Raw genomic sequence first — 23,809 nt, 5'->3', positions numbered from 1 at the left:
CAAAAAAACATTTTTAAGCGGTAACCAAGGGCGGGGAACGCGAAAGCAAGCGCTTTCCGCGTTTCCTGCCCCTCTTTTTGGCAAAGATCTGGCAACCCCTTGTCCCGCCGCCGGACGGCGGCCAATTTTGAGGAAAGAAGGAGGACGGTAGTGTGGGCGAATATGTGCTGGAAATGAACAACATCACAAAAGTTTTCCCAGGCGTCAAGGCATTGGACGGCGTCACTTTAAAAGTGCGGCCGGGCACCGTGCATGCGCTGATGGGTGAAAACGGCGCCGGAAAATCTACCCTGATGAAGTGTCTCTTCGGCATCTATCACGAAGACGGCGGAGAGATCATTCTTGACGGCAAAAAGGAACTCATCAACACGTCAAAGCAGGCCCTGGATCTCGGGGTTTCGATGATCCATCAGGAGCTGCATCCCATCCGGTTCCGGCCGGTTATGGAAAACATCTGGCTCGGCCGGTTTCCAATGAAAGGGATCGCGGTCGACAAAAAGGAAATGATCCGCAAGACCAAAGAGCTCTTCGAGCAGGTTGACCTCGACATCAACCCGGAAATCATGGCAGGAGAGCTTTCTGCATCCACCCTGCAGCTCGTTGAAATCGCACGGGCTGTCAGCTACAACTCGAAAATCATCATCATGGATGAGCCAACCTCATCCCTCACCGACAATGAAACCGAACATCTTTTCAAGATTATCAATAAACTGCGCAGCGAGGGGCGCGCGATCATCTACATCTCCCACAAGATGGAGGAGATCCTGCGCATCTCGGACGAAGTCACCATCATGCGCGACGGCCAGTACGTCGGCACCTGGCCGGCAAGCGAGCTGACCACCGACCTCATTATCAACCGCATGGTCGGCCGCGACATGACCAACCGCTTCCCGCCCAAAACACATACCCCGGGCAAAGAAGTGGTGCTCAGCGTCCGCGACCTCTGTTCCCCGCTGCCAAAATCCTTCCAGCATGTCAATTTTGATCTGCACAAGGGTGAAATCCTCGGCATCGGCGGCTTGGTCGGCGCGCAGCGCACCGAACTGGTCGAAGCGCTGTTCGGTCTGCGTGACATCGAATCCGGCACCGTGGAAAAGGACGGCCAGCCCTTCAAGGTGAAGTCGGTGCGCGACGCGAAGGAACACGGTATCGCCCTGCTCACCGAGGAACGGCGCGCGACCGGCGTGTTCGGCATCCTCTCGGTACTTGACAACACCGTTATCGCAAGCCAGAAGGATTATGCCAGCCACGGCGTGCTTAAACAGAAAAAACGCGCGGATGCCGCGCAGGATTCCTGCAAGCAGCTGAACGTAAAGACCCCTTCGCTTGAAACCCTCATGCAGAACCTCTCCGGCGGTAACCAACAGAAAGTCCTGATTGCCCGCTGGCTGCTGACCCACCCGGATATCCTGATTCTGGACGAACCCACGCGCGGCATCGACGTCGGCGCAAAGTATGAAATCTATTCGATCATGCTCGAACTGATCGCACAGGGAAAATCGATCATTATGATCTCTTCCGAAATGCCGGAACTGCTCGGTATGGCGGACCGGGTCATGGTCATGTGCGAAGGACGGGTTTCGGGCTTCCTCGAACCGGATCAGTTCAATCAGGTGGAAGTCATGCGCCTGGCGACACAATTCATTAAATAAGGAAAGTGAGGCAATCGGAATGAACGAAAAAATTATCCCGCGCAGGACCTACTCCTTCGCGTTTATCATCGCTGGCATCGTAATTGCCGCAATCGGAATCGCTTTGAAAATCGCTGATATCACAGGCGGCGGCGCGCTGCGCCAGGTCATCTTCGACCTGCCGTGGCTGCTCATGGGAATCGGCCTGATCGTTGCGATCTACGGCGCGTTCCAGCTGCGCAACGCAGACCGGCTCGGTAAGGAAGTCGTCTTTTCCACCAAAACTGTCAAGGCCTTTCTCACCAACAACGCGATCATTCTCGCGCTGCTCATCCTGGTCATCGTCATCTGCTTTATTGAAACGCGCTTCATGCAGATCCGCGTTGTGCTTGATATCCTGACCCAGTCCTCCACCAAGCTGATCATCGCGCTCGGTATCTGCTTCACCCTTTTGATCGCCGGTACCGACCTTTCCGCCGGCCGCATGGTCGGCCTGGCCGCGGTCATCTCGACTTCGATGCTCCAGACAGTCGATTATGCGAACCGTTTCTATCCCGACCTGCCGCAGCTGCCGATTATCCTGCCGATCATCGCGGCGATCATCGCCTGCATGCTCTTCGGAACCCTGAACGGCTTCCTCGTTGCGAAATATGATATGCACCCGTTCATTGCAACGCTGGCGGTACAGGTCATGATCTACGGCGCCTGCTCGCTCTACTTCGACATGGAGCCGAATAACTCCCAGCCGATCGGCGGCGTGCGTCCGGACTTTGCGATCATCGGCCAGAAAAAACTGCTCGAAGGCGCCTTTATGATCGACGGCAAACCTTTCCCCGGCGTTTCGATCCTGGTACCGATCGCACTTATCATCTGTGTAATCATCTGGTTCGTCCTCAATAAGACCGTGTTTGGCAAGAACGTCTACGCAATCGGCGGCAACCGTGAAGCGGCGGTCGTTTCGGGCGTCAACGTCTTCAAAACCATCATGGGCATCTTCATCCTGGCCTCCTGCCTGTACGGCGTGGCAGGCGTGCTCGAAGGCGCGCGCACCGCGGGCGCTACCAACAACTACGGCAACGGTTATGAGCTCGACGCCATCGCGGCGTGCGTCGTCGGCGGCGTGTCCTTAAACGGAGGCGTCGGAAGGGTTGGCGGCATCGTGTCCGGCGTTCTGATCTTCTCAGTCATCCAGTACGGCCTGCAGTTTATCAACGTTTCCCCGATGTGGCAGCAGGTCATCAAAGGGATCATCATCGCGGTCGCGGTTGCGATCGATATGGGCAAATACCGCAAAAAATAAGGCTTGTTCACCCACGGGGGAAACCCTGTGGTTCCAGCACACCGGCGGCCGGGTTCCGAAAGGGGCCCGGCCGCCGTGTTTTTCCCACCCCGCCGGAATTTCGGCAGGCAAAGACTGCCTCTTTTCTTTTCCACTATAAAATGGTACAATAAGCGTGGATTATTGCGCCCCAATTTATGCAGGACGCATCAAAAGGAGGATTCCCGTGGCCCTGTACCGCATTATGCTCGTTGACGACGAAGAGGAGATCCGTGAAGGGATCAAACGCAAAATCGACTGGGAGCAAAACGGCTTTGCGCTGGTCGGCACGGCCGAGAACGGCCAGGAAGCGCTTGAACTGGCAGAAGCGCTCCATCCGGACGTGGTGATGACCGATATCAAGATGCCGTTTATGGACGGGCTCACGCTTGGGCGGCGGCTGACCGAAACGATGCCGGGCATCAAACTGCTCATCTTCTCCGGCTTTGACGATTTCGAGTATGCACAGAAAGCGATCCAGATGGGGGCCGCGGAATATATCCTCAAGCCGATCAACGCGCGGGAACTGACCGCGGTGCTGCAAAAGATCCGCGGCCAGCTCGACGCCCAGTTTGCGGAAAAGCGCAACATCCAGCGGCTGCGGGAACATTATGCTTCCTCCCTGCCGCTTTTGCGCGAGCAGTTCTACTGCCAGCTTCTGGATGGGCGCGTTTCCGAAGCCCGTATCCGGGAGCAGGCCGAACGTTACGAGATCGATCTCTCCGGAAGCTTTTGGACGGCGGCCATTCTCCAATATGACACCGATTCGGCCGAAAAGACGCCCATTGGCGAACAGGAGCTGATCCCGCTGTCGATCAAGCAGCTGGTCGATGAAAACCTGGGCCGGCGGTGCTGCTTCAAAAGCCTGATGTATAACGATCACATCGCGGTGGTCGCCTCCTTCGACGCACGCTCCCAGGTGCTTTCGCTCATCGACGGCATGAACCAGATTTGCAAGCTGGCCCGGCGTTTTCTGGAGCTCACTGTGACAGTGGGGATCGGCTCCCCGGTGGACAGCCTCGCCGACCTGCATCATGCGGCGGACGGCGCGCGCGGCGCGCTTGACTACCGGGTGCTCATGGGTTCCGGGCGCGCAATCTATATCGACGACATCGAACCCGATCCGGCCGCGCAGCTGCAGTTTGACGAGCAGGATGAGCGCGCCCTGCTTTCCGCCATCAAAATCGGCTCGCCGGACGACATTTCCCGGGCCGTCGAGCAGATGATCGGCTGTTTTCGCGCTTCACGGCTGCCGCTGGGACAGTATCAGCTCTATTTCATGGAAATGATGGCGGAGCTGATCAAGATCATCCGCACCTATCAAATTGACATCACCGAGGTGTTCGGCCCGGATTTCGACGGAAACTTCCATCTCTCGCGGTTCGATTCGCTTGATGCGCTCGGCAGCTGGTTCAATGAAACCTGCCTGAAAATTTCTTCGCTTATCCGGCGTGAGCGCACCAACTCCTCCAAAGCGATTGCTGAACGCGCCAAACAGTTCATCGCGGAAAATTTTGCAAATTTTGACATCTCAGTCGAGATGCTCTGTGACCATCTGCATGTCTCACCCGCTTATTTCTCCACACTGTTCAAAAAGGAAACCGGGATGAGCTTTGTCACCTATCTGACCCAGGTCCGCATGGAGGAAGCGATCAAGCTGCTTTCCACCACCGAGGACAAAACCTATGAAATCTCTCTGAAGGTCGGCTATTCCGAGCCGAACTATTTCAGTTACGTCTTTAAGAAGCAGTTTGGGATGTCCCCGACAAAATACCGCAGCAGCAAAGGAGCAGGCAATGGTTAAAGCGATCCGCGCGCGGATACGCCAGTTTTTCAAAGCGTTCCAGAAAAGAAACATCCAGTACATGATCTCGATCTCGTTTACAATTGTGGCGATCACCGGGATGCTGTTCTTGGGGATGGCTTTATACTTGCGCTTTGCCGCTTCCACGCAGAACATGGTCGAGGAGGACAATAAACGGGTCATCAACCAGGTCAATATGAATATCGACGTCTACCTGCGCAATATGATGCGCATTTCGGACGCGATGTACTACCGGGTTATCAAAAACGCCGACCTGGCATCCGATTCGATTGATCCGGCCATGGACCTGCTTTACGAAACCAACCGTGACCTGCTGGTGAGCATTGTGCTGGTGGACGACGACGGGCAGCTTGTAGCGGCCTCGCCGCTCTCGAAGCTGAAAAAGACCGTCCGCCCGCAGGATCAGGAATGGTTCATCCGCGCGATGGGAAAGATCGAGAACCTGCATTTTTCCGCGCCGCATGTGCAAAATCTGTTTGAGGACCCGGATTTCCGCTACCGGTGGGTGGTCTCCCTCTCCCGCGCTGTCGAACTGACTTTCGACGGGAATGTCCGGCACGGCGTGCTGCTGGTCGACATGAACTTTTCCGGCATTGAACAGCTCTTTAAAAATGTCACGCTCGGTGGGAACGGCTATGTCTATCTCATCGATTCCAATGGGGAGATCATCTACCATCCGCGTCAGCAGCTGATCTTCTCGAACCTCACCACCGAAAACAACCTCACCGCCGCCGGGTATCAGGACGGCAACCATCTGGAAAACTACCAGGGGGACGAACGGGTTGTGACCGTCAAAACGGTCGGTTATACCGGATGGAAAATCGTTGGGGTCACGCCGGTGGACGACATCACCTCCAGCTACTATCATTTCCGCGCCTTTGCGGTGTTCATTCTGTTTTTCACCATCTTCCTGATGATCTTCGCCAACCTCTTCGTTTCCTCACGCATCGCCGATCCCATTAAACGGCTGGAAGCTTCGGTCAAAAAGCTGGAGCAGGGCGATCTCAGCGTCAAGATCGCAATCGGTGGATCGTATGAGATCCAGCATCTGGGCAAGACGATCCGTTCGATGGTGGCGCAGATGCGCAAACTGATGGACGACATCGTCGTCGAGCAGGAATCGAAACGCAAGAGCGAGCTTGACGCGCTGCAAAGCCAAATCAATCCGCATTTCCTTTATAACACGCTCGACTCGATCATCTGGATGATTGAAAACGAACGCTATCCGGAGGCCATCTCGATGGTCACCGCGCTGGCGCGGCTGTTCCGCATCTCGCTGAGCAAGGGCCGCAATATCATCCCGCTTTCAGATGAGCTGGAACATGCCCGCAACTATATGACCATCCAGCAGATGCGCTACAAGAACAAATTCACTTTTAAGATAGACGCTGCGCCCGAAACGCTGCGGCTTTCAACCATCAAACTGATCGTCCAGCCGCTTTTGGAAAACGCCATCTATCACGGGATGGAGTTTATGGACGGTGACGGCGAACTGCTGGTCAAGACCTATTTGCTGGAGGACGGGCTTTATGTGGATGTCATCGACAACGGCTCCGGAATCCCGGCGGAAATCTGCCGCACGCTGCTCACCGACGAGACACGCGTGCGCTCGAAGGGCTCCGGCATCGGCCTGCGCAATGTCCATCAGCGCATCCAGCTCACCTACGGCAAGAACTACGGGCTCACCATCCTGAGCGAACCGGACGTTGGTACCACGGTGCGCATCCGCCTGCCGAAGGTCCCCTTCGATACGCCGGACACGACGAAGGAGGTGACGGGCAGATGACCAGGCGCAGAATTTTGATATTCCTGCTGATCCTCGCGGGCTTTGGGGTATCTTTCCTGATCCTGATGTTCGATATGCTTGGAGAAAAGCGTCCTCCCGAGGTCTACAACATCTCGGTGATCGTACGCGGAAAAAACTCCGACAGCTGGGAAGGAATCAAACAGGGCGCCGACCAGGCGGCGAACGAAATGAATGTGGACCTGAGCTTTATCACCCTTTCGGAAGAAAACGACCTTGACGAACAGATTTTTCTGTTGCACCGCGAGCTGGAAAGCGGCGTTGATGCGATCGTCCTCTCCGCCGCCGATTCCGCCGGACTTGCCCCGGCAGTGGATCAGATTGCGGAAAAAGTGCCGGTAATTTGCATCGAGTCGAATGTCGAAAGCCCCGCGGTCACTTCGTATATCTCGGCCGACAACTACGAGATGGGCGTGCAGCTCGGGGAGGAGATCCTCTCCTCCGGCAACTCGCGCAAGCGGCTCGCGGTGATCAATTCCTCACAGGGCTGCAATAACGTCCAGCAGCGGATGGAAGGGCTGATGAGCATCCTGGGGCCCATCGGCGGCGAAATCGGCCTCTGGACGATCCCAAACAACACTGCCGAGGCTGTCGAGGAGCTCGAACACAGGCTTTCCGAGCGGGATGTAGACGTGGTCGTGACCCTCGATCTCGCGGCGCTCGAGGCGGCTGCACAGGCGGCAGCGAATGAAAAATCCACCTATCTTGACCTGTTTGGTATCGGCGCAACCGGCAAGGTAGCTTCCTTTATTGAGCAGGATGTGATCAGCGCCACCATTGTGCAAAACGAATTTGGCATTGGCTATCTGGGGGTGCAGGCCGCGGTGAAGGCGATCAGAAAGCAGCCTGTCCCGCCGGTCACCACGCTCGAACACCGGGTGATCAACCGTTCTAATATGTATGACATTGACAACCAGCGCCTGCTCTTCCCCTTTGTACGCTGACACCCGACCGAATGAATTCGCAGGAGGTAATCCTATGAAACGACATTGGATGCTGCGTGCCGCCGCCCTTGCGTCGGCCCTCTGCCTGATGGGTACGATTGGCGGATGCACCGGCTCGAAGCCGGATGCGAAGCTGACCCAGATCAAGATCGGCATGACCCTTTACAAGCAGGATGATACCTTCATTGCCACCGTGCGGGATCATTTTGTGGAGGCCGCCAAAGCCCGCGAGGCGGCGGACAACGTAAAGATTTCGGTCAATATCATGGATGCCAAGGGCAACCAGGGAATCCAGAACGATCAGGTGGACAAATTCCTCTCCCAGGGATATGATGTGATCTGTGTCAACGAAGTCGACCGCACCGCAGCGTCGGTTATCATTGACAAGGCCATGGCGGCGGACATTCCGGCAATCTTTTTCAACCGCGAACCAGTCAGTGAGGATATGCAGCGCTGGGATAAGCTCTATTATGTCGGTTCCGATCCGAGCGAATCCGGAATGATGCAGGGCAATATCGTGGTGAATCTTTACGACGCGGATCCAGACGCAGTTGACCGTAACGGCGATGGAAAAATTCAGTATGTGATGCTGGAAGGTGAACCGGGCCATCAGGATGCGGCTATCCGCACCGAATACACCATCAAGACATTACTTGCCTCCAATATCCGCGTGGATAAACTGGCCAACGACACTGCAAACTGGCAGCGCGCGCAGGCCTCCGCCAAGACGGCGCTCTGGATCGAGGAATTCGGCGACGCAATCGAAGTGGTATTCTCAAATAACGACGATATGGCGCTCGGCGCAATCGACGCATACCGGGCGGCCGAAATCCCGCTCCCGGTCATCGTTGGGATCGACGCAACCCCACCCGCGTTAGAGGCTGTGCGCAACGGAACGCTCGCCGGAACAGTGCTCAACGATTCCAAAGGCCAGGCCCAGGCGATCTTCGAGATTGCCTACGCGCTGGCAACCGGTAAAGATCCCGCTGAAACGGTTCCACAGCTTGAAGGCAGATATGTCTGGATGCCGCACCGGATGGTCACCATCGAAAATGTAGAGGACGCTCTTGCAGATTGATTGGCTTTCAGGAAGATTTTTTTCGATTGGGGCTTTACAACGCCCGTCCAAAATGATATAATATCATTCGTGACGGGAGCATAGCTCAGCTGGTTAGAGTGCCTGCATCACACGCAGGAAGTCCAGGGTTCGAGTCCCCGTGTTCCCACCAAAACGGCTCTGTAAGCGATAAGCTTGCAGAGCCTGTTTTTATGCGCAAATCAGCTTGCAACGCAGGTTTGCGATGTACCATATTTGTTTTTGACGTGCGGATAAAAACGGATGAAACAGCACTAAAAAGGAGCATAAAATGCACAGTAAATGCACAGTAAGCAAACGCTAACAGATGGGTAATTTTATTAATATCATTTCTTAAATTAATAATGCTAATATATGGTAAGCTTTAAGCATGCCTAATGCCCGCAGCGTGCGGGTCTTTTTGCGTAAAGGAAAGCCGCCCCGAAGGCGGCTCTTTTATTGACCTCTCATTTATCTATTCGCCATGCAGTCCCCGCAGCAATAGGTGTGGCAGATGGGGCAAAGACCGTCTGTGTGGATGTGCTTATGAGTGGTAACAGTTTCGGCGGTTTTGATTTCTGCCAGCTTGTAGCAGCGAGTGAGGTACTCTTTGTATTCTTCGATCGTCTCGGCCAGCTTGTCGGAGCGCCAAACTTTATTTGCAGCATCCCATTTCGCGTAAAGATCGGATTTAATGACATCGCGCATTTCGTAAGTTTTCCCCGAGATCGTTCCGGCTTCGGTATCGATGATGATGGTATTTCTGCCTCTGCTCATTTCGTATTTCATTGTGTTACCTCCGTTTTTTTCGTTTTCCCCTTACCTCTTGTCTATATTATAATATAATTGTACAATTATTTCAAGTGGTAAAATAACCATAGTTGTACAATTATATTTGTGCAAGTTTTATAGTTGTACAATTATTTTATTGTGCTATAATAAGATTGGGGTGATAATATGGGAAAAGCTCAAACAAGGGCCAGCAATAAATATGCAGGCAAAACATATGATCAAATCCGATTGCTCGTTAAAAAGGAAAACGGCGGAAAGGAGCGTATCAAGGCGCGAGCCGATGAGTTGGGGATGTCTATCAATTCGTACATCAATTCACTAATTGACCGTGACATTCCAATCGAATAGTTATAATTGTACAATTATAACTAAAACATTCTTTCGATTTGTGCATTTTACCGCTTGATATACTTGTACAATTATATTATAATATAGATACAAGGTAAGGGAAAACAAAGTCAAGCGAGCGAAGGGAGATCACGACATGACTAACATCGACATCCGCAAATATCTTAAAGACGAGACTATGCAAGCCCGGATCGAATACAAGGTGGCCGAACTGGGACTGTCTGAGCGCGTGGATTCTGTGGCCGATGAAATCGCATCAGATTACGACGCGGGAAAAATGCAGGACACCGACCCGTTTGGATTCCCGCGAAATGAGCGCGAGCCGCACGTTGTAGCTCTCGATGAACTTATCTTTAATATCCAGTATATGGCACGACAAGAATACTTTAAGCAAATGAATAAAGATGACGCTCTCGCAATCGCCCGTGGTCTGTACGCCCTCCAATACGTCAAAGGTGCGAGCTGGACTGTGCGGGCAAGCATCGTTGGCGGCGAGCAAATGGACCTCAGCTCGTTTTTGATTGCCTACAACAATGAGCATTCGGACGACCCTATCAGGTATAGTCTCCCAGGCGTTGAAATTTAAAAAAAGGAGGGCAAATCATGAAGATCCAAGTCGGAGTCGGGTACGTTGCGGTCGATCGCGGCCACAATCCCCCGACCTATCATTTTAAGGCGGATGCAATCATCAATATTGTCGGGTCATACGGAGTAACCGGATCTGGTAACTGCCAGCGCCGTACCATCGATGTGGCAGTCCCAGACTGGGTGTCCACGAGCGAAAAATATCCACCGGAAATGGGCATACCCGGCCGCAACTCCAAGACCGGGACATCTGATATGTGCTTTGTGGTCTGCGCGCATCCACAAGAGGCCGAATCCAAATATTTCGGCGCAGTCGATCAGGACGCGCTGATTGATAAAGCGATTGCTGGCGGTATGCTCCTCATCTACCCGGACATAAACGGAGATATGCGCTCCATCCCTGTAGCGATCTGTCGGGATTAATTTATTAGGTCTTGCATTTTTACAAAAATCATGTATACTGTAATTGTCAAATCCAATTTTAAAATTGGATTTGTGGATTGAAATTGAGAAAGTATCCTATATCCTAAGGAAAAGGGCGGGCGCTAAAACGCCCGCCCTCTGTCTTTTTTATTGCAGTGAGGGAGGTCAGAGCATGTACCAACCCGCACACAAACGGCTTGCAAAACTGACCGCCATTGAGCTTGACCGCGAAAAGGCTGATGAGCTGCGGGATTACTTTTGGAGCCATAAGCCTCCGGAGATACTGCCTCCGCTATTTGACGAGTACGTGATCCGTATCACCTACTCGGCAGAGTGGATTCAAAAAAATTTTGGAGGTCAGCTCCCGCTCGGATCAACGAGCCAGGAAATATATGTCTGCCATGACACACCAACCAAAACCTATCTGCTCTCTTACATGGAGGGTAAAAAACAGGTACAGGTAACGTTTGATTATAATGACACAGTGGAGGATGATAAAGGCCGCCTATCCTTGCGGTACAATGTCGAGACATTGATGCCTATCACTGCATGGGCCAGCGATGACGAACTCCACCAGGAGGCTAACGATATTATTAACCTCTATCGCTATGTGACCTTTTATTTGCTCTATTACCGCCCGGATGTTGAGTATGCGGATCGTCCCGTGAGCCGCTCATCCAGGCCCCGTACCAACCGGGGAACCAGCAAGCAGACAAACACGTTTGTACTGCGGTCAAAGATCCGGAGATACTCCATCGACCGGCACGAGATCCCAACCGAGCGAAACTACCGCAAATTTGCATGGTCAGTGCGCGGCCATTACCGCCGTGGTAAAAACGGCAAGCTGATTTATGTTACCCCGCACCAGGCAAGGCGGCGGAGCTCCGGGGAGCGGGCCGCGCCCCGCAAGTACGTTATAAAGACATAAGACAAGACGGACCAGCCGAAATAACCGGTTGGTCCGTCTTTGTTATTTGATAAATGTATTTGCCGCCAGCAGGCCGACGATCGCCCATTGCAGGATGATCCCCACAACCTGGTCCCAGCGTTTTGCAGGCTTGTCCTTTAGCTCCTTAACGTCGCTCTTGACCTCTGCCAGCGTCGCCATAATCGTCTGGTAGTCCTTTCGGCTGCCCGCCGCATCGATTTTTAGCTCCTCAAAACGATTATAAAACTCTCTATGTGTGTTTTGATTGCGCAAGCTGTCCTTTTCCAACGCATCCACCCGTTTCTCGAGCTGGCAGTTTTCGCACGACATCGGCTCACCCCTTATACTTTTTCATAAGCATCTGTAAATCAGATATCAGGCCGTTATAATCGGCCTGGATCGCGTCCCGCTCGGCCACTACGGATTCGTATAGCGCCGCATAGTCCGGCCCGTCCTGCGGCATCTCCGGGGCCTCAACATCATCGGGATTGTACCAGCCTCCAGACCATCCCTTGATGGTCTGGCCCTCTCCCACAAACCACACGTCGTCCGGGTCCATCGTGCTGTCCGCCAATCCTCCCGCGCGTTTGTATTCCGCCAGCGTGTTGATGATCCGGTTGTTGGCCGTTACCGATACCCCATAGGCCAGCGTCGGGAATTTGGTATCTGTGTCAAACTCAATGTGCAGGTGTGGGCCGGTCGTATTCGCGCCGGTGTTGCCATACTGCGCGATAACCTGTCCGCGTTTGACTTTATCCCCGGCCTTGACCTGCACTTTTGCGTGATGATAGGTCCGGGCCACCAGATCGCACACCTTGCCATTATTGCAGAGCACATCCCGGTATATGATAACCGTCACAAGCCCCAGCCGCGAGAGTTTGCCGGTGGTGGTCGGTCCGTCCTGACCGGCTGCAATCACTTCGCCATCACCCAGCGCAAGCACATCATGGGTGTTCGGGTCATAGCAGTCCACGCCGTAATGGTGGAATTTGTGGTAGGCGTAATAATCCGGGTGCTTGTACCCCGCTGTGACAAGCAGCGTTTTAAACGGGAGCGTAAGACGCTGACTCATTTGACCACCCTGTCCTTGTACGGCTGCACATACCCCATTGCGCGGTTACTGTCGCTCACGCCTGCGGTTGTCGGGTCGGTCAGGGCGTTAAACACACTCACGAGCACCGCCACCACCACAACGGGATTCTGCACGGCTGCGACAAAGATATCTCCCAGCGCTGCCCAGGAGGTCATGTCCTCCCACGCAAGCCCAAAGTATGCGAGGATCGGCAGGACAACGGCACATGCCATCTGCGCCCACCAGAGCGGGTTTTTAATGCGTACTTCCCAATTGATTTTCATTATGTAATCCTCCCTTAATTTTCGGTGTATTCCGTCCATCCCGACACGCTCGGTTCCCAGACATTCGCGTCAAGGTCGCTAATCCAGCGCTTGCCGTTGTGGGATACCTTTGCGCCCTTTGCATAAGCGTCTGTACTGCCCTGCGGCTGCCTCCATTCCGGCCACTCGATTGCAGGATCGTCAATACGCACCCACAAAGACGGGGCCGCGTCAGGTGTCCAGCTCGCTTGTGAGGTATGTGCAGTCAGACACTTATAGAGCAGATCCCCGTACCGCACTCGGTCGCCCACGGCATAGGCGACGCTTTCGGCGCTCCAGCGGTCAAACAGCTCCGGCGCAAGGATTGCCTTTTCGTCGGTGGTGCCAGATGCTGCCGCTCGATAATTTGCCATCTTTACCCGCGCTCTGTCCTCATACATGCCCATATCATTCGCCTCCCTCATAGATGTTGATAGCCGCCAGCATGTCCGCCGTTTCGGGGTCAACCGCTCCCGCCCGGATCGCGTTGGCCTGTTCCTGCGTGATTGCGCCCAGGGCGACATAATTGCGGGTCAGATAGACGCTGCCTGTCTCTGCTCCGGTGCCGTCCAGTTGATCATCCCGCACACCGCCATCTGCGTAGCGCTGTGCGATATCGTCATATTTGCTCATGTGCTCTGCACCTCCAATAGCTGTAAATCCATATCGGTTGCCCGCTGTTCGGCCTCCATGCGGGCTAAATCTGCGTCGGTGTATCGCTGTTCCGCGTCCACGGCCCGCGCCTGATAATACGCCGGATTGTCCCCGGTGCTGCGGCTGCGCAAACGGATTTTGGCCCACGTCCTGCTGTCCATGTCCGCGATGTCATAGCAGATGCGCGGGGTATACCGGCTAATGGTGGTTTCCTGCTCGTCGCGGATCTCTTGCGCCGGGTCGAGCAGGGCACGGATTGCGTCGTGATCTGTGGCCGGGAATGCAAGGATGAGTATCTCCTCGCTCGCGTCATTGATTCGCGCCATTGTGACAGACGCGATTGCGTCCGGGTATTGCGTGTTGTCTATGTAGATCATATTGCCTCCTTAAAGTGGGCTGTAAGAGCCATCGGGATTGGGAACGGGGGCGAGAAGTAGGTCGGAAGGAAGGATAAACGCAGGGCGGACGCCGCCAGAGTTGGAACACTTGGAGTTTTGCCAGTCGCCATAGCCGACGTACGAGGCGTACGTGGAGTCGATGATGGCCGGGGAGCGGAGCCACCAGTGCATTGTGGAACCGTTCAGTGTTGCAATACGCTTGCTGTCGGAACTGTTGTCTGCACAACCTGCGAAGTAGGACAGCTCTGCGCCTTCACGGGTAGGCATATAGCTGTGGTTAAAGCTGACTTCCGTAGAACTCAGCAAAAAAATTTTAGCGGATAATCCATCAGCCCCACTGTTTACTGTTTTGCTGGTTCCGCTTCCCGACCGGTACGGAATCTTAACTTGCTTAATGGCAGCTGCAATGTTACTGTCAAATAGGCCAAGATAGGCACTATTCAGATAGCTGTGGATGGTGCTGTTGGCGTAGTCGTTAACATTGGAACTGTGCCACTGCCGCATTTCGTAAATATCTTTTATCAGCAACCATGCCCCGTTACAGCTTGCATCATATAGTGCTGTATCTGGATTTCCCTGATGCACAACCAAATGATTGTAAGCCACACCGCCAAGATTTAATTTGACTTCGCCTCCAACGGCCAAAGTGCTAATCGCGATCCCCGCCAACGGCGTTGCCACCCCATAGGCTATAGGGCTTGTCTGCCAACCATAGGTACACCGGATAAATACCCGCACATGATGGATCACACCATTTGTAAGCCCCGACAGGACACATGATAGCGTCCCCGTCCCCGGCATTACCATGACCGACACGCCATCGTTCGGCCCGGTGGGCATGTGGGTGTTGGCAGTCACAACGTAGTATTTGACCAGTGAGGCGTATGCCGCGTCCACCGCGCTAAAGGTTGCGTCTATTTTGCCGTCCCCGCCTTTGAGGGTGAGGTTCTCCACCTGCGGCGCAAGGTCGCGGGTGTTAATCCCGCCAAAGGATAGGGACTTGCCTTTTATGTCTGACATGAGATCACCTCCTATGTGAGCGGGCTATAAGAGCCGTCTGGGTTGGGTTCGGGAGCAAGGAGAAAATCAGCGGACAGAGTAAACGCAGGGCGGGACCCCATGATGTTATAGCAGCTTGCGACCGTGTATGCGCCATTAGATCCGATCATAAAACAGTTGGCGTTGCTCGTTCGGATCCAATACGCCCTTCTGCCATTATTTAAATATGCCACTCTTCTGGCATTACTACCGAAATATGAGATTGCAACGCCTTCAATGGATGCACTACTGTTCGAGCATCCAAACTCGGTAAGAGAAAGCAGAAATACTTGCTTAGAGATAGTGCTTGTTTTGCTCGGAATAGATATGGGTGTAATTTGATGTCTTATTTCTGTGTCAATGTAATCTAAATATATTCCGTTTAACCATATATCGATATCGCTCCCATTATACGAATAAGAATTGCTATCAAAGGGCCTTTCGTCATATAAATCTTTCCGTAGCACCAGCGACCGCCCGGAATTCTCATAATCATGTTTAAGCAGGATAAACTTCACCGGTATGCCCTGCTCTGGCAACATAAGAATTTGTTCTGTCGCCGCGTCGCTCGCCGCAATCGTCGACAGCGCAATCCCTGCCACTGGCGTTGCCGTCCCCACCGCGTCCACGCTTGTCTGCCAGCCATTCTCGCTTCTCACATAGAGCCGCACAAAATACTGCACCCCATTGGTAAGCCCCGTGATGCTCGCGGAGATAACCGCATCCCCGATTGCCCCGACCTGCACGTCCACGACCTGTACGCCGTCCATTGGGGAGGTTGGCGCACTGCCGGGTTTTGCAATGAGCCGGTAATACTGCCCGAGATACAGCCACTGCGAGGTGATCCCGGTAAAGGTGCAGTCGATCTTTCCGTTACCGCCCTTGAGCGTCAGGTTTAACCCCTGTGGAGGGATCGTCTTTGTACTGATTCCACCCCCGCCTAGCTCCTCGCCGTAGATCACGCTACCACCTCCACCGGCGTTAAGGTCAGCTGCGCCGTGATGTTACTCTCCGGGATCGCTCCAAATGCTTTTGCCGTAGCTGTGCCATTGTTATTGTCAATCCGTAAGGTTACGCCCGCGTCCATAAGGGCAAGCTGTGTGTCGTCGTCCACGCTGATCCCAATGCGCACATCGTCCACGATGGATGGATGCGTTACCGCCTGCGTCCACATCTCGCGGGTGCTGTCCTTGACCCAGGATGCCACGGGGAGGGTTACGGTGATGAGGTCGGATGGATCGGCCTTGCCCGCAATTGCTGCCTCTGCCGCATCCAGGTTCGCTTGCAGATTTGATAAGTCGGCTGTGTGACTGGTGATCTGTTGATCTATCTCCGCAAAAGCCGCGTTTGCTTCCCGAATCGGCCTATTAAAATTATCCGTACTTGCTGCATTTTCATCTAAAAACTGTGTAATCCTATCAGGCAATCCATTCACCCTTTCCAAGTTCTGCAAAGGTCAAATTCTTTGCGGTCAGTCCCCCAAACGTCAGGTCTTGTGCAGTCAGTTCCCCAAATGTGAGCCATCTATACGATATCTCCACAATCAGATTTGCCGGGATCATCTCATACACGGTCGCATAGAGCGGGGCTAAATCCGGCTGTCGGCTCTCGCCGCGATACCACACTTTTATGGTGTAGTTCGGCGCAAGCTCCACGTCCACTTCCAGCCCCATATAAGCCTCCACAACTGCCTTAAATGACTGCAAATTGATCGGGGGCTTTGCCATGATCTTTGCTCTTAATGCCTCCCTGCGGGCTTGCAAAGTGCTATTCAGTGGGGATGTTACCCCGAGAATATTTTCCCACCGCACAACGCCCTGCTCGTCTGCCAAAGATACGCTTTTATTCTGAATTCCTTGCTTAATGGCCGCAAGCAGCTTGTCCATTTGGATGTTTACGCTATTTCCAATCGCCTGCACTTCGAGCAGCTCTCTCCAATTGTCCGGCAAAAGACCAAGGTAATCCGAGGGGTCGTCATAAAACATTACGCCACCTCCGTAACCGTGATTGTGCCGACGATTGGCACCTGATAGGCCGCATAAGTCTTTGTTAACGCGATATTTTCAGCCGATCCGTTCAGCGTTACCGCTCCAACGTCAAGTATACTCTCGTGGCAGTTCAGGATTGCGGCCACCAACTTTGCCAAAAAGACAGTTTCGTCTTTAAATCCGATATCCTCTATGTATTTTTCAATCGTGTCCTCAACCGTAGGTTTCACGATGTCGAAGCTTGCGCCTGTTTTCAGCTTGACGGGCGCGGCCACATTCACCGCAAGGTCTGTTGAGGTCTTGACCGTGACCGTGTGATAGATCGGCGCAATCCCGTCGCCGTTGGTTCCCATTAGGGCCTGCACATTTTCAATAAGCGTTTGCGATGCTTTGTTGCCCTGCTCGTCTCCGATGACCAGCCCAACATTTCCTGCGCCCATGTCTGGCGCTCCGAACACTTTGACGGCCCCAACGCCGTTTACCTCCAATGTTTTCTGTTCATAGTCCGCGATATTGCCGCCATAAGGCGATTGGCGCACCGCCAAATAAAAACGCTCACGCAGAGATTCATCGGTTTCGGTGTCCCTTGCGGCGATTTCCGGCGTACTGACTAATTCCGCTCTGCCAAATTTTACGCCGCCCTGATCCGGTATATTATCCACCGGCAGAATGGTTCCGCTGTAAAGGTTGCCCTGTGTCCCCGCCTGTTCGCATGTCGCCTTGTACTGGCCGGTTGCCTTTTTTTCGGTCAGTGCAAAGGTCAGGTTGTTGATTGCAAACCTGCTGCCAAGCGGGATGTCCATTGGCTGATTTTCGCTGTTGAAGGCGTTGATCTGCCGGATGGCCTGTGTCGCCTGTTCCCGGCTCATCCCGAAATCGTATACCACCCTGTCAAGCCATTCGTCTGTCGCAGTATCTGCAAATACCAGATTCAACAGGTATCCGATCATATAATTCTGCCGCGCTATGGTCATGGCGGCGGGCGCTAGCGTTGAATAAATCACGCTGCCTTCGCGTTTGTCCAATGTATCCGGCACTGCATCCAACATTTCTTGCAAGATTGGCATGTATTCGTAATTTTCAGCCAAGTGAAACGCCCCTTTCGAGTGGAATTTCTCCGAAGTCGGTAACAATCGTCAGCTTGATATAGGCGCTCTCCCGGCCAAATTCTAACGAAAAGTCCTTGACTTCGGTGATCCGGTCATCCTCCGTGAGCGCTTCGGTGATGCGCCGTTCAACGTCGGCCTCAATGTATGCTGGTCGGCGCTCCCCGATCAGTTCTTCCAGTTCTACGCCGTAATCCGCTGAAAAGATGTCCCATGCGTACCGTTCGGTTGTAAGGATCAATTCCGCCGACTGCCGCACCGCGTCCAGCCCGTCTATAATCCCTTCGATCCTGCCGTCGTGGATACGGAAGGTCTTTGACGGGTGATATCCTGTTTGATCTGCATAGGTTTTTAATACGCTCATCCTGTCACCTCGTCGATGATGGAAAATTTGTTCGCGCCCTTCTTTTGAACGACCGCCACCCGCGCACCAGGCACAAGCCCTGTTTGAATCGTGACCGGCGCATCTGTCAGTTTGATGCTTTCAACCTCCACGTCTTTGCCGTCGCATTTGGCCTTGATTTCAAATCCGGAGGTCAGATCGCAGGACAGCTTGCCGGTGATTGTCTGGAGGTGTAAGGGGATGTCTACCATATCGAGCGGTACTTCTACCGGTTTTCCATCTATTTTCAGACCAACGCCGGTGTAGGTCGCATAGGAAAGATCCGAAAGGTTCTCATTATCTATATAATCCCTGACTATTTTTTTAATTGCTGAAACAAGGTCGGCCATTAATACCACCTGCCAAACATGAGATTTACTTTCATTGTGTGGATGGGCTTTCCCGTTCGGTCGCGTGTAAAGTTGTGCGTCGCCTGATCCACCACCGCCCAGGTATCCAAACCCGCCTGCTTTAAGATGACTCTCACACCGCTGCCGCCAATGACCCGCGCATCCCCTATTGCCTCTATGGACAGCGTTTCGGTTTCCCGGTTTTTGATAACGAGCAGGCGGTTTGCCCGATCCTGCAATTGTGCGTCGTTCAGCTCTGCGGTCACTTTGTCATAGATCATGAGCTTGCCCCATTTGGAGATATTGCCGCTATCCTCCGCAATATAGGTATCCCGCGCCCCTGTTTTCTTGTTGTCCTTCGCCACTTTGACAAAGTTGTAAGTGTCGTCGTTGATGGACGCGGCATATTCAAATTCGGTTGCCAGCGATTTATCACCCACGATCAGTGGCAGGCGAAGATCCACCGTATCCCGCAGATCGAGCGCCCCGAAATTGTCCCGCAGGGTGTAGTGATACCCATTCCCGAGTAGGTTATCCGATATGGATTGATAGAGCATGTCCAAATAGGTTTTGTTGTCGAACAGATATTTGTGGAGTGGGTATTCGGTACCGTCCACTTTGCCCAGACGGATTCTATCCCCAAAGGTCGCGCCGACACGGTTTAAAAAGCTATCAAGGGTTTCAACCTGTCGGATCAGAGTGTCCTGTGCTTTCAAGTAGCGCAGCTGGTCATGACAAGTGTAGGCGAGTTTATCCCGGCTCATGGACGCTTTGAACAGCCACCCATAAAAGATATTCGCATTGCCAAAGGTGAACACCACCTCTGTTCCACGGTCGTATAGCTTTGCTTTCTTCGCCGGACAGGTGAATGTCAGCGTCCCCGGCCCATTGTTCCAGTAGGATACGTATTTCACATTCTCCGCAATCTGCGAAAGGTCTGCACCGTTTACAAGCAGTATGGCAATCACCTCTTTTGTTGATAATTTCTCTTGATGCAATCCCCCCGGTATGGTATAATCAGACACACCGGACGGGAGGGAAAGAATATGCTGGATAAAAGCGATTTGCAGGCCATTGCGGATTTGATGGATGCTAAATTGAAACCAATAAGCGAACGGCTCAATTCCATTGACGAGCGGCTTTCAAACTTGGAAGAGGATTCCAAAGTCACACGCGCATCTGTTAATACCCTGCTGGACTGGGCCGAGGACGCACAAATCGAAGTCAAGATCCCCCTATACAAAAAAGCGCAATAAAAGAAATGTTATACAATATCTTCTGGGCCGCCTTTTTGGCGGCTCTTTTTATTGTAAATCTTTACCTGCCGTGTTAGAATGTAGGCAGGAGGTGTTTTTATGAAAAGAATTGTCAAATTAGTCGTTATTTATCTATTAATCTCAAGTCTTTGTTTGCCAATTTACGCCCAAAACGCAAAAGATATATCAAGGTTTTCTGAAAACGGAGAAATATTAGCCGATCAATCAAAATTGAATGATCTTAATACTGGATATGACATTTCTCTCCATTACACAAATTTTGAAAAAATAGCAGCCACTACCCTTCAAGAAATGTCGAGATATGCAACAAACTATCCTAGTTCTAAAAGAGCAATCTTTGAGACAAGGTTGGAAATTGACTCCCCTAGAGAGATTAAAACGATGGGTAGTATAACTGTAGATCTTAAAGCAGCTAGTGCGGCATCTACCGATATCCTACTTCCGATTTATATTGACGAGTACGTCAAAGATCTTTATGAGTTTTTCGAAAAGTTTTATTGCAATAAACTTCTAATCATCAAATTTGCACAGCCGGACAGTTTTGGCATCCCTGTTGATGTTTGTATTCGTGCTCCCCAATTAAATGATTTCGACATGGAAGATTTAAGTATTTACAGTTACGATTCCGAACAAAATATTATCAATTCAATTAATATTACTAACGCCACTTTCGACGATCTATATTTGCGATTTCAAACGTCAAAGGCTGGAATCATTGTTATATCGGAAGGAAAACTCAAATTGAAATGATACTTGTCCAGAAAAGTATTCGTTTTATTGCTTTCCTGCCACCTGATTCTTTTTTCGGTTCTTCTCGTCCCACGATTCCAGCCAATTGTTATAGGCTCCTTTTATAGCGTCAAACGAATTGCTTACCCATTTGTTAAAATCCCCATACTTATAAATTCTGACAGGAGTATTGATAGGAACTTGGTTTGGGTTAGAAGTGGTTTTCACCTCCCCGGAATCACCATCCCACTGATAAAAGTTCACAAGCGAATCCTCCAGGAGCGTGTTTTCCGTCTTGTCTCCGTATTCCATCCGCTTAAAGTCTGCCATCGTCTTATCGTATCCCGACCCATGCCCCATACCGAACCCGGCAACATCACTGGTGTTATTAAACACAACCGTTCTCGGCATTTCCGGTATCTTCCCCGGCCTTGTAATGGTCGGCACACCGGTTGCCCGAACGGTTGTTTTTTTGTACTCGGTCAGCTTTATGGTAAAGTCATAGACCCCCGCGTATTTCTCGCTCATGGTCACGTCTGTCAGATAGGCTAAGACCGAAGTTTTGTCATAGCCGTTCGCAATAACGAGCCGTTCCGGATCGTCTGAATTGAGCATGCCCATAAGTTCATCCAGCAGCTCATGCGCTTCCTGCCAACCTGTCAGGCGGTAATCGTTGCGCTCCGTCCACTGCCCCTTGATCGTCCATTCGCGGAGCTTTTTGTCGTCTGGAATTGGAAATTCTCCCGACCCAATCCCATTATGAACCGTAACGGGGCGGGCGAGCGTCACGCCGACAGTCTCTGATCCATATATAGTTAAGCCTCCAAGATAAACATGGTAACTCATGTCGGTGTGTACGCCCCCTTCGGCATTGCAGCATTCTGCTCGGCAATCATGTCGCCGAACCGTTGATATCCTTCGTCCCAATCCGCATTCTGATTTATCGTTTGGTTTTCAACAATCATCTGCGGCTGGATCATGCTGGTGGAATACATTGCGAGGAAACGCGCACCTGCGAAATCCATCATGTATTTTAGGCTTTCCTGTTCGATTTCTACCTCGCCAGTCACTTTAATGGGGTCGCTGTTTGTTATATGCGCATCTATGTCAGCAGTTCCAGCCAGCCCAGAACTTAATCCGCTTTTTATGTCCGCAAGGCTCTGTTTGGTTTCCATATCGATGTCTTTCGTCAATTCAGAAACCACGTAAGCGCTCCCCGCAAACGCCGCCAGCGCTGCCGCTGCGCTTATCCACCGGCCTGTAAGGATGCCTGTGGAAATAGCCAGAAGTTCAGTCGTGGCTTTCACGATCTTCATGACTCCGTTATAAATAATAAGCGCAGTCATAACCCCGGCAATGGCAGGAACCAACCAATCCGCATTTTGTGCCACCCATGCAAGGCCGTTCCCGATCATCTCCATGCCATTAACCATGACATTGATAAACGGCTGATATTTCCCCGCTTGCATTTCAGCATTCAGGCGTTGCATTACACCTGCGAGATTTTCCATGACCGGAGTCGCCGCTTCGCCAATTGCGGTTTTGAGATTTGAGGTAAAAATATTGGTTTGGGTGATAAGGCCGGTGAAATTCTTGTCCACCACTTCCTGTGTAGCGCCGAATTTATCCATGATGGAGCTAATATAGTCAAGTGCGCCCTGTGTATCCCCGGACTCCATCATACTGCGAATACTTTCGCCACTAATGCCGGTAATCCCATAAACCCCACGTGCGGAAACTGTGTCTCCTGCAAGCAATTCTTTCAAAGAAAAAACTGCCTGCTGCGCACCCTTGGAGGGGTCTTTCGCGTAAAGACGCTCAATCATCCTGATGAACTGCTCAATCTGATTGATATCCCGCGTCACGGTCAACGCCGCCGTCACGCCCTGTGCCACATCTTCACGGCCAAGAGCTGACACTTCGGCATACCGGCTCACATAGTCATAGAGGCCTGAACCAATCTTTTCGCTATGTGTAAGCGCCTGAAACGTGGTTTCCTGCACCTTCTGCATAGCGGACAGATTAACAGCCGCAAACATGCCCTCGAGTGCTTTTTTCCCCAGATATGCAGCAGATACAAGCCCTCCAATCTTTGTTGCAAGGCCACCGATCCCTCCTGACGCAATATCTGCCGATGTCTTTGTCTGCTCCAGACGTTTGTTATATGTGCCCAGGACTTTCTCCATGTCCTTGACTTTTTTCTCTGCCGTATCAGTAGAGTTGATGATCTTAGTCATGACCGTTGTATAGCGGTCGTTCAATGCGAAAACAGCCTGTAAAGTTTGAGCCAAATCATCACCTCTTTTGCTGTTCTTTTAAACGCTCAGCCGCTTCCAGGTCGCTTGCCACGAGAAACACCTGTTCTCGTCTAGGTAAGCTCATAAATTCATGCGGCAGGAGATTGTGGTTTTGCAGGGCGAGGTGAGCGTACACAAAATATCCGTCCTCGCCCTGCTCTATCAGTTTTTTACTTCTTCAACTTCGTCTCTAAACGAGACATCGACACCGGAATAGTCCGTGTACACACTGATTATCTGCGCAAGTTCCGCGCTAGTTGTCATAGCTATCAGCGCGTCAGCGGGATTCATAATTGGATGCCCGACATTTTCAGCAAGGGCATTTTGAAACTCAGCGTCACGCAGGTCAGGCACAACAAGCGCCTCTGCTGCATAAGCGATAAGTGCGTCGGTTGCATCCTTTTTATCGCCAAGACTACGAAGAACTTTCCGGTCTTCTTCGGCGCTCAGCACGCGCATTTCAAATTCATCGGCAAAAGACGAAAGTTTAAATCTGATGTTTGGTTTTCGCTCCGGATGGAGAAAGCTGTCAAGATTTTTCAT

29 protein-coding genes and 1 tRNA gene are annotated in these 23,809 nt (G+C 52.1%); 12 read left to right on the top strand and 18 right to left on the bottom strand.

Annotation, left to right across the window (positions count from 1 at the left end):
* Positions 1–152 precede the first annotated feature (152 nt).
* The 7 genes from BN4275_RS04760 to BN4275_RS04730 all read left to right on the top strand — a co-directional run bounded on the left by BN4275_RS04760 (position 153) and on the right by BN4275_RS04730 (position 8,751).
* Positions 153–1,652 (top strand): sugar ABC transporter ATP-binding protein, encoded by a 1,500-nt coding sequence (locus BN4275_RS04760; RefSeq protein WP_066454655.1) that lies wholly within the window; start codon positions 153–155, stop codon positions 1,650–1,652.
* Positions 1,653–1,671: 19 nt separating this feature from the next.
* Positions 1,672–2,931: a galactose/methyl galactoside ABC transporter permease MglC gene (mglC, locus tag BN4275_RS04755; RefSeq protein ID WP_066454653.1), complete on the top strand. Its 1,260-nt coding sequence runs from the start codon at positions 1,672–1,674 to the stop codon at positions 2,929–2,931.
* A gap of 205 nt (positions 2,932–3,136) precedes the next feature.
* Positions 3,137–4,753, top strand: a complete 1,617-nt coding sequence (locus BN4275_RS04750; protein ID WP_066454650.1) for a response regulator — start codon at positions 3,137–3,139, stop codon at positions 4,751–4,753.
* On the top strand, positions 4,746–6,560 hold the full coding sequence (locus tag BN4275_RS04745) for a sensor histidine kinase (protein ID WP_066454647.1): 1,815 nt from the start codon (positions 4,746–4,748) through the stop codon (positions 6,558–6,560). The genes BN4275_RS04750 and BN4275_RS04745 overlap by 8 nt, the downstream gene beginning before the upstream one ends.
* Entirely contained in the window at positions 6,557–7,522 is a 966-nt protein-coding gene (locus tag BN4275_RS04740) for a substrate-binding domain-containing protein (protein ID WP_066454646.1), read from the top strand. The genes BN4275_RS04745 and BN4275_RS04740 overlap by 4 nt, the downstream gene beginning before the upstream one ends.
* A 34-nt stretch (positions 7,523–7,556) precedes the next feature.
* Entirely contained in the window at positions 7,557–8,600 is a 1,044-nt protein-coding gene (locus BN4275_RS04735; RefSeq protein ID WP_066454644.1) for a galactose ABC transporter substrate-binding protein, read from the top strand.
* A gap of 74 nt (positions 8,601–8,674) precedes the next feature.
* A tRNA-Val gene (locus tag BN4275_RS04730) sits at positions 8,675–8,751 on the top strand.
* Positions 8,752–9,068: 317 nt separating this feature from the next.
* Here the strand turns inward: BN4275_RS04730 and BN4275_RS04725 are convergent.
* On the bottom strand, positions 9,069–9,386 hold the full coding sequence (locus BN4275_RS04725) for a hypothetical protein (protein ID WP_066452717.1): 318 nt from the start codon (positions 9,384–9,386) through the stop codon (positions 9,069–9,071).
* 487 nt (positions 9,387–9,873) lie between these two features.
* Here BN4275_RS04725 and BN4275_RS04715 point away from each other — a divergent pair, with 487 nt between their 5' ends.
* From BN4275_RS04715 to BN4275_RS04705, 3 genes are all read left to right on the top strand, one after another.
* Positions 9,874–10,323, top strand: coding sequence for a hypothetical protein (locus tag BN4275_RS04715; RefSeq protein ID WP_066454638.1), 450 nt, complete (start codon positions 9,874–9,876; stop codon positions 10,321–10,323).
* Positions 10,324–10,340: 17 nt separating this feature from the next.
* Entirely contained in the window at positions 10,341–10,745 is a 405-nt protein-coding gene (locus BN4275_RS04710) for a hypothetical protein (RefSeq protein WP_066452710.1), read from the top strand.
* Positions 10,746–10,917: 172 nt separating this feature from the next.
* Positions 10,918–11,673 (top strand): hypothetical protein, encoded by a 756-nt coding sequence (locus tag BN4275_RS04705; protein ID WP_066454636.1) that lies wholly within the window; start codon positions 10,918–10,920, stop codon positions 11,671–11,673.
* 42 nt (positions 11,674–11,715) lie between these two features.
* Here the strand turns inward: BN4275_RS04705 and BN4275_RS04700 are convergent, their stop codons facing one another.
* Genes BN4275_RS04700 through BN4275_RS04635 form a run of 14 tightly spaced genes read right to left on the bottom strand, consistent with a single transcriptional unit; the run spans position 11,716 to position 19,961 of the window.
* Positions 11,716–12,003: a hypothetical protein gene (locus BN4275_RS04700; protein ID WP_066452706.1), complete on the bottom strand. Its 288-nt coding sequence runs from the start codon at positions 12,001–12,003 to the stop codon at positions 11,716–11,718.
* A 4-nt stretch (positions 12,004–12,007) separates the two neighbouring features.
* Entirely contained in the window at positions 12,008–12,745 is a 738-nt protein-coding gene (locus BN4275_RS04695) for a M23 family metallopeptidase (RefSeq protein WP_066454633.1), read from the bottom strand.
* Positions 12,742–13,029: a phage holin gene (locus tag BN4275_RS04690; RefSeq protein WP_079987976.1), complete on the bottom strand. Its 288-nt coding sequence runs from the start codon at positions 13,027–13,029 to the stop codon at positions 12,742–12,744. The genes BN4275_RS04695 and BN4275_RS04690 overlap by 4 nt, the downstream gene beginning before the upstream one ends.
* Positions 13,030–13,043: 14 nt before the next feature.
* Positions 13,044–13,454 (bottom strand): carbohydrate-binding protein, encoded by a 411-nt coding sequence (locus BN4275_RS04685; RefSeq protein ID WP_066454629.1) that lies wholly within the window; start codon positions 13,452–13,454, stop codon positions 13,044–13,046.
* A 1-nt stretch (position 13,455) separates the two neighbouring features.
* Entirely contained in the window at positions 13,456–13,680 is a 225-nt protein-coding gene (locus tag BN4275_RS04680) for a hypothetical protein (protein WP_066454626.1), read from the bottom strand.
* Entirely contained in the window at positions 13,677–14,078 is a 402-nt protein-coding gene (locus BN4275_RS04675) for a hypothetical protein (RefSeq protein ID WP_066454623.1), read from the bottom strand. Before BN4275_RS04675 ends, BN4275_RS04680 begins: the two co-directional genes overlap by 4 nt.
* Positions 14,079–14,087: 9 nt before the next feature.
* Positions 14,088–15,119, bottom strand: coding sequence for a DUF6273 domain-containing protein (locus BN4275_RS04670; protein ID WP_066454621.1), 1,032 nt, complete (start codon positions 15,117–15,119; stop codon positions 14,088–14,090).
* Positions 15,120–15,130: 11 nt separating this feature from the next.
* Positions 15,131–16,099: a DUF6273 domain-containing protein gene (locus BN4275_RS04665; protein ID WP_066454618.1), complete on the bottom strand. Its 969-nt coding sequence runs from the start codon at positions 16,097–16,099 to the stop codon at positions 15,131–15,133.
* Complete coding sequence (locus BN4275_RS04660) at positions 16,096–16,563, bottom strand: hypothetical protein (RefSeq protein WP_066454615.1); 468 nt, start codon at positions 16,561–16,563, stop codon at positions 16,096–16,098. Before BN4275_RS04660 ends, BN4275_RS04665 begins: the two co-directional genes overlap by 4 nt.
* Positions 16,556–17,122 (bottom strand): putative phage tail protein, encoded by a 567-nt coding sequence (locus BN4275_RS04655; protein ID WP_066454613.1) that lies wholly within the window; start codon positions 17,120–17,122, stop codon positions 16,556–16,558. The genes BN4275_RS04660 and BN4275_RS04655 overlap by 8 nt, the downstream gene beginning before the upstream one ends.
* Entirely contained in the window at positions 17,122–18,162 is a 1,041-nt protein-coding gene (locus tag BN4275_RS04650; RefSeq protein WP_242863564.1) for a baseplate J/gp47 family protein, read from the bottom strand. The genes BN4275_RS04655 and BN4275_RS04650 overlap by 1 nt, the downstream gene beginning before the upstream one ends.
* Positions 18,163–18,205: 43 nt before the next feature.
* Entirely contained in the window at positions 18,206–18,595 is a 390-nt protein-coding gene (locus BN4275_RS04645) for a DUF2634 domain-containing protein (protein WP_066454607.1), read from the bottom strand.
* The gene (locus BN4275_RS17520; protein ID WP_066454604.1) at positions 18,592–18,963 is read right to left on the bottom strand and encodes a hypothetical protein; all 372 of its coding nucleotides are present in this window, start codon (positions 18,961–18,963) and stop codon (positions 18,592–18,594) included. The genes BN4275_RS04645 and BN4275_RS17520 overlap by 4 nt, the downstream gene beginning before the upstream one ends.
* The gene (locus tag BN4275_RS04635; protein ID WP_161940179.1) at positions 18,963–19,961 is read right to left on the bottom strand and encodes an XkdQ/YqbQ family protein; all 999 of its coding nucleotides are present in this window, start codon (positions 19,959–19,961) and stop codon (positions 18,963–18,965) included. Before BN4275_RS04635 ends, BN4275_RS17520 begins: the two co-directional genes overlap by 1 nt.
* A gap of 48 nt (positions 19,962–20,009) precedes the next feature.
* Between BN4275_RS04635 and BN4275_RS04630 the strand changes: the two genes are divergently transcribed.
* On the top strand, positions 20,010–20,219 hold the full coding sequence (locus tag BN4275_RS04630) for a hypothetical protein (RefSeq protein ID WP_066454600.1): 210 nt from the start codon (positions 20,010–20,012) through the stop codon (positions 20,217–20,219).
* 99 nt (positions 20,220–20,318) lie between these two features.
* Entirely contained in the window at positions 20,319–20,990 is a 672-nt protein-coding gene (locus tag BN4275_RS04625) for a hypothetical protein (RefSeq protein WP_066454598.1), read from the top strand.
* A 24-nt stretch (positions 20,991–21,014) separates the two neighbouring features.
* On the opposite strand, the gene BN4275_RS04620 is transcribed toward BN4275_RS04625, so the two are convergent.
* The 3 genes from BN4275_RS04620 to BN4275_RS04610 form a co-directional block, all read right to left on the bottom strand.
* Positions 21,015–21,815 carry a hypothetical protein gene (locus BN4275_RS04620; protein WP_066454596.1) on the bottom strand — a complete coding sequence of 267 codons (801 nt, stop codon included), beginning with the start codon at positions 21,813–21,815 and terminating at the stop codon, positions 21,015–21,017.
* Positions 21,812–23,260 (bottom strand): hypothetical protein, encoded by a 1,449-nt coding sequence (locus BN4275_RS04615; protein ID WP_066454593.1) that lies wholly within the window; start codon positions 23,258–23,260, stop codon positions 21,812–21,814. Before BN4275_RS04615 ends, BN4275_RS04620 begins: the two co-directional genes overlap by 4 nt.
* A gap of 168 nt (positions 23,261–23,428) precedes the next feature.
* Positions 23,429–23,809, bottom strand: a complete 381-nt coding sequence (locus BN4275_RS04610; RefSeq protein ID WP_079988067.1) for a hypothetical protein — start codon at positions 23,807–23,809, stop codon at positions 23,429–23,431.

Source organism: Anaerotruncus rubiinfantis (genome assembly GCF_900078395.1).
GTDB classification, from domain to species: domain Bacteria; phylum Bacillota; class Clostridia; order Oscillospirales; family Ruminococcaceae; genus Anaerotruncus; species Anaerotruncus rubiinfantis.
This window is presented reverse-complemented; position numbering and strand designations above follow the sequence as displayed.

Excerpts from the sequence above, each read along its gene's own strand:
- BN4275_RS04670 (WP_066454621.1), bottom strand. The coding sequence starts at position 15,119 with ATGTCAGACATAAAAGGCAAGTCCCTATCCTTTGGCGGGATTAACACC.
- BN4275_RS04695 (WP_066454633.1), bottom strand. The coding sequence starts at position 12,745 with ATGAGTCAGCGTCTTACGCTCCCGTTTAAAACGCTGCTTGTCACAGCG.
- BN4275_RS04700 (WP_066452706.1), bottom strand. The coding sequence starts at position 12,003 with ATGTCGTGCGAAAACTGCCAGCTCGAGAAACGGGTGGATGCGTTGGAA.
- BN4275_RS04710 (WP_066452710.1), top strand. The coding sequence starts at position 10,341 with ATGAAGATCCAAGTCGGAGTCGGGTACGTTGCGGTCGATCGCGGCCAC.
- BN4275_RS04610 (WP_079988067.1), bottom strand. The coding sequence starts at position 23,809 with ATGAAAAATCTTGACAGCTTTCTCCATCCGGAGCGAAAACCAAACATC.
- BN4275_RS04685 (WP_066454629.1), bottom strand. The coding sequence starts at position 13,454 with ATGGGCATGTATGAGGACAGAGCGCGGGTAAAGATGGCAAATTATCGA.
- BN4275_RS04620 (WP_066454596.1), bottom strand. The coding sequence starts at position 21,815 with ATGAGTTACCATGTTTATCTTGGAGGCTTAACTATATATGGATCAGAG.
- BN4275_RS04725 (WP_066452717.1), bottom strand. The coding sequence starts at position 9,386 with ATGAAATACGAAATGAGCAGAGGCAGAAATACCATCATCATCGATACC.
- BN4275_RS04675 (WP_066454623.1), bottom strand. The coding sequence starts at position 14,078 with ATGATCTACATAGACAACACGCAATACCCGGACGCAATCGCGTCTGTC.
- BN4275_RS04690 (WP_079987976.1), bottom strand. The coding sequence starts at position 13,029 with ATGAAAATCAATTGGGAAGTACGCATTAAAAACCCGCTCTGGTGGGCG.
- mglC (WP_066454653.1), top strand. The coding sequence starts at position 1,672 with ATGAACGAAAAAATTATCCCGCGCAGGACCTACTCCTTCGCGTTTATC.
- BN4275_RS04735 (WP_066454644.1), top strand. The coding sequence starts at position 7,557 with ATGAAACGACATTGGATGCTGCGTGCCGCCGCCCTTGCGTCGGCCCTC.
- BN4275_RS04745 (WP_066454647.1), top strand. The coding sequence starts at position 4,746 with ATGGTTAAAGCGATCCGCGCGCGGATACGCCAGTTTTTCAAAGCGTTC.
- BN4275_RS04625 (WP_066454598.1), top strand. The coding sequence starts at position 20,319 with ATGAAAAGAATTGTCAAATTAGTCGTTATTTATCTATTAATCTCAAGT.
- BN4275_RS04715 (WP_066454638.1), top strand. The coding sequence starts at position 9,874 with ATGACTAACATCGACATCCGCAAATATCTTAAAGACGAGACTATGCAA.
- BN4275_RS04645 (WP_066454607.1), bottom strand. The coding sequence starts at position 18,595 with ATGAGCGTATTAAAAACCTATGCAGATCAAACAGGATATCACCCGTCA.
- BN4275_RS04740 (WP_066454646.1), top strand. The coding sequence starts at position 6,557 with ATGACCAGGCGCAGAATTTTGATATTCCTGCTGATCCTCGCGGGCTTT.
- BN4275_RS04680 (WP_066454626.1), bottom strand. The coding sequence starts at position 13,680 with ATGAGCAAATATGACGATATCGCACAGCGCTACGCAGATGGCGGTGTG.
- BN4275_RS04630 (WP_066454600.1), top strand. The coding sequence starts at position 20,010 with ATGCTGGATAAAAGCGATTTGCAGGCCATTGCGGATTTGATGGATGCT.
- BN4275_RS17520 (WP_066454604.1), bottom strand. The coding sequence starts at position 18,963 with ATGGCCGACCTTGTTTCAGCAATTAAAAAAATAGTCAGGGATTATATA.
- BN4275_RS04655 (WP_066454613.1), bottom strand. The coding sequence starts at position 17,122 with ATGTTTTATGACGACCCCTCGGATTACCTTGGTCTTTTGCCGGACAAT.
- BN4275_RS04705 (WP_066454636.1), top strand. The coding sequence starts at position 10,918 with ATGTACCAACCCGCACACAAACGGCTTGCAAAACTGACCGCCATTGAG.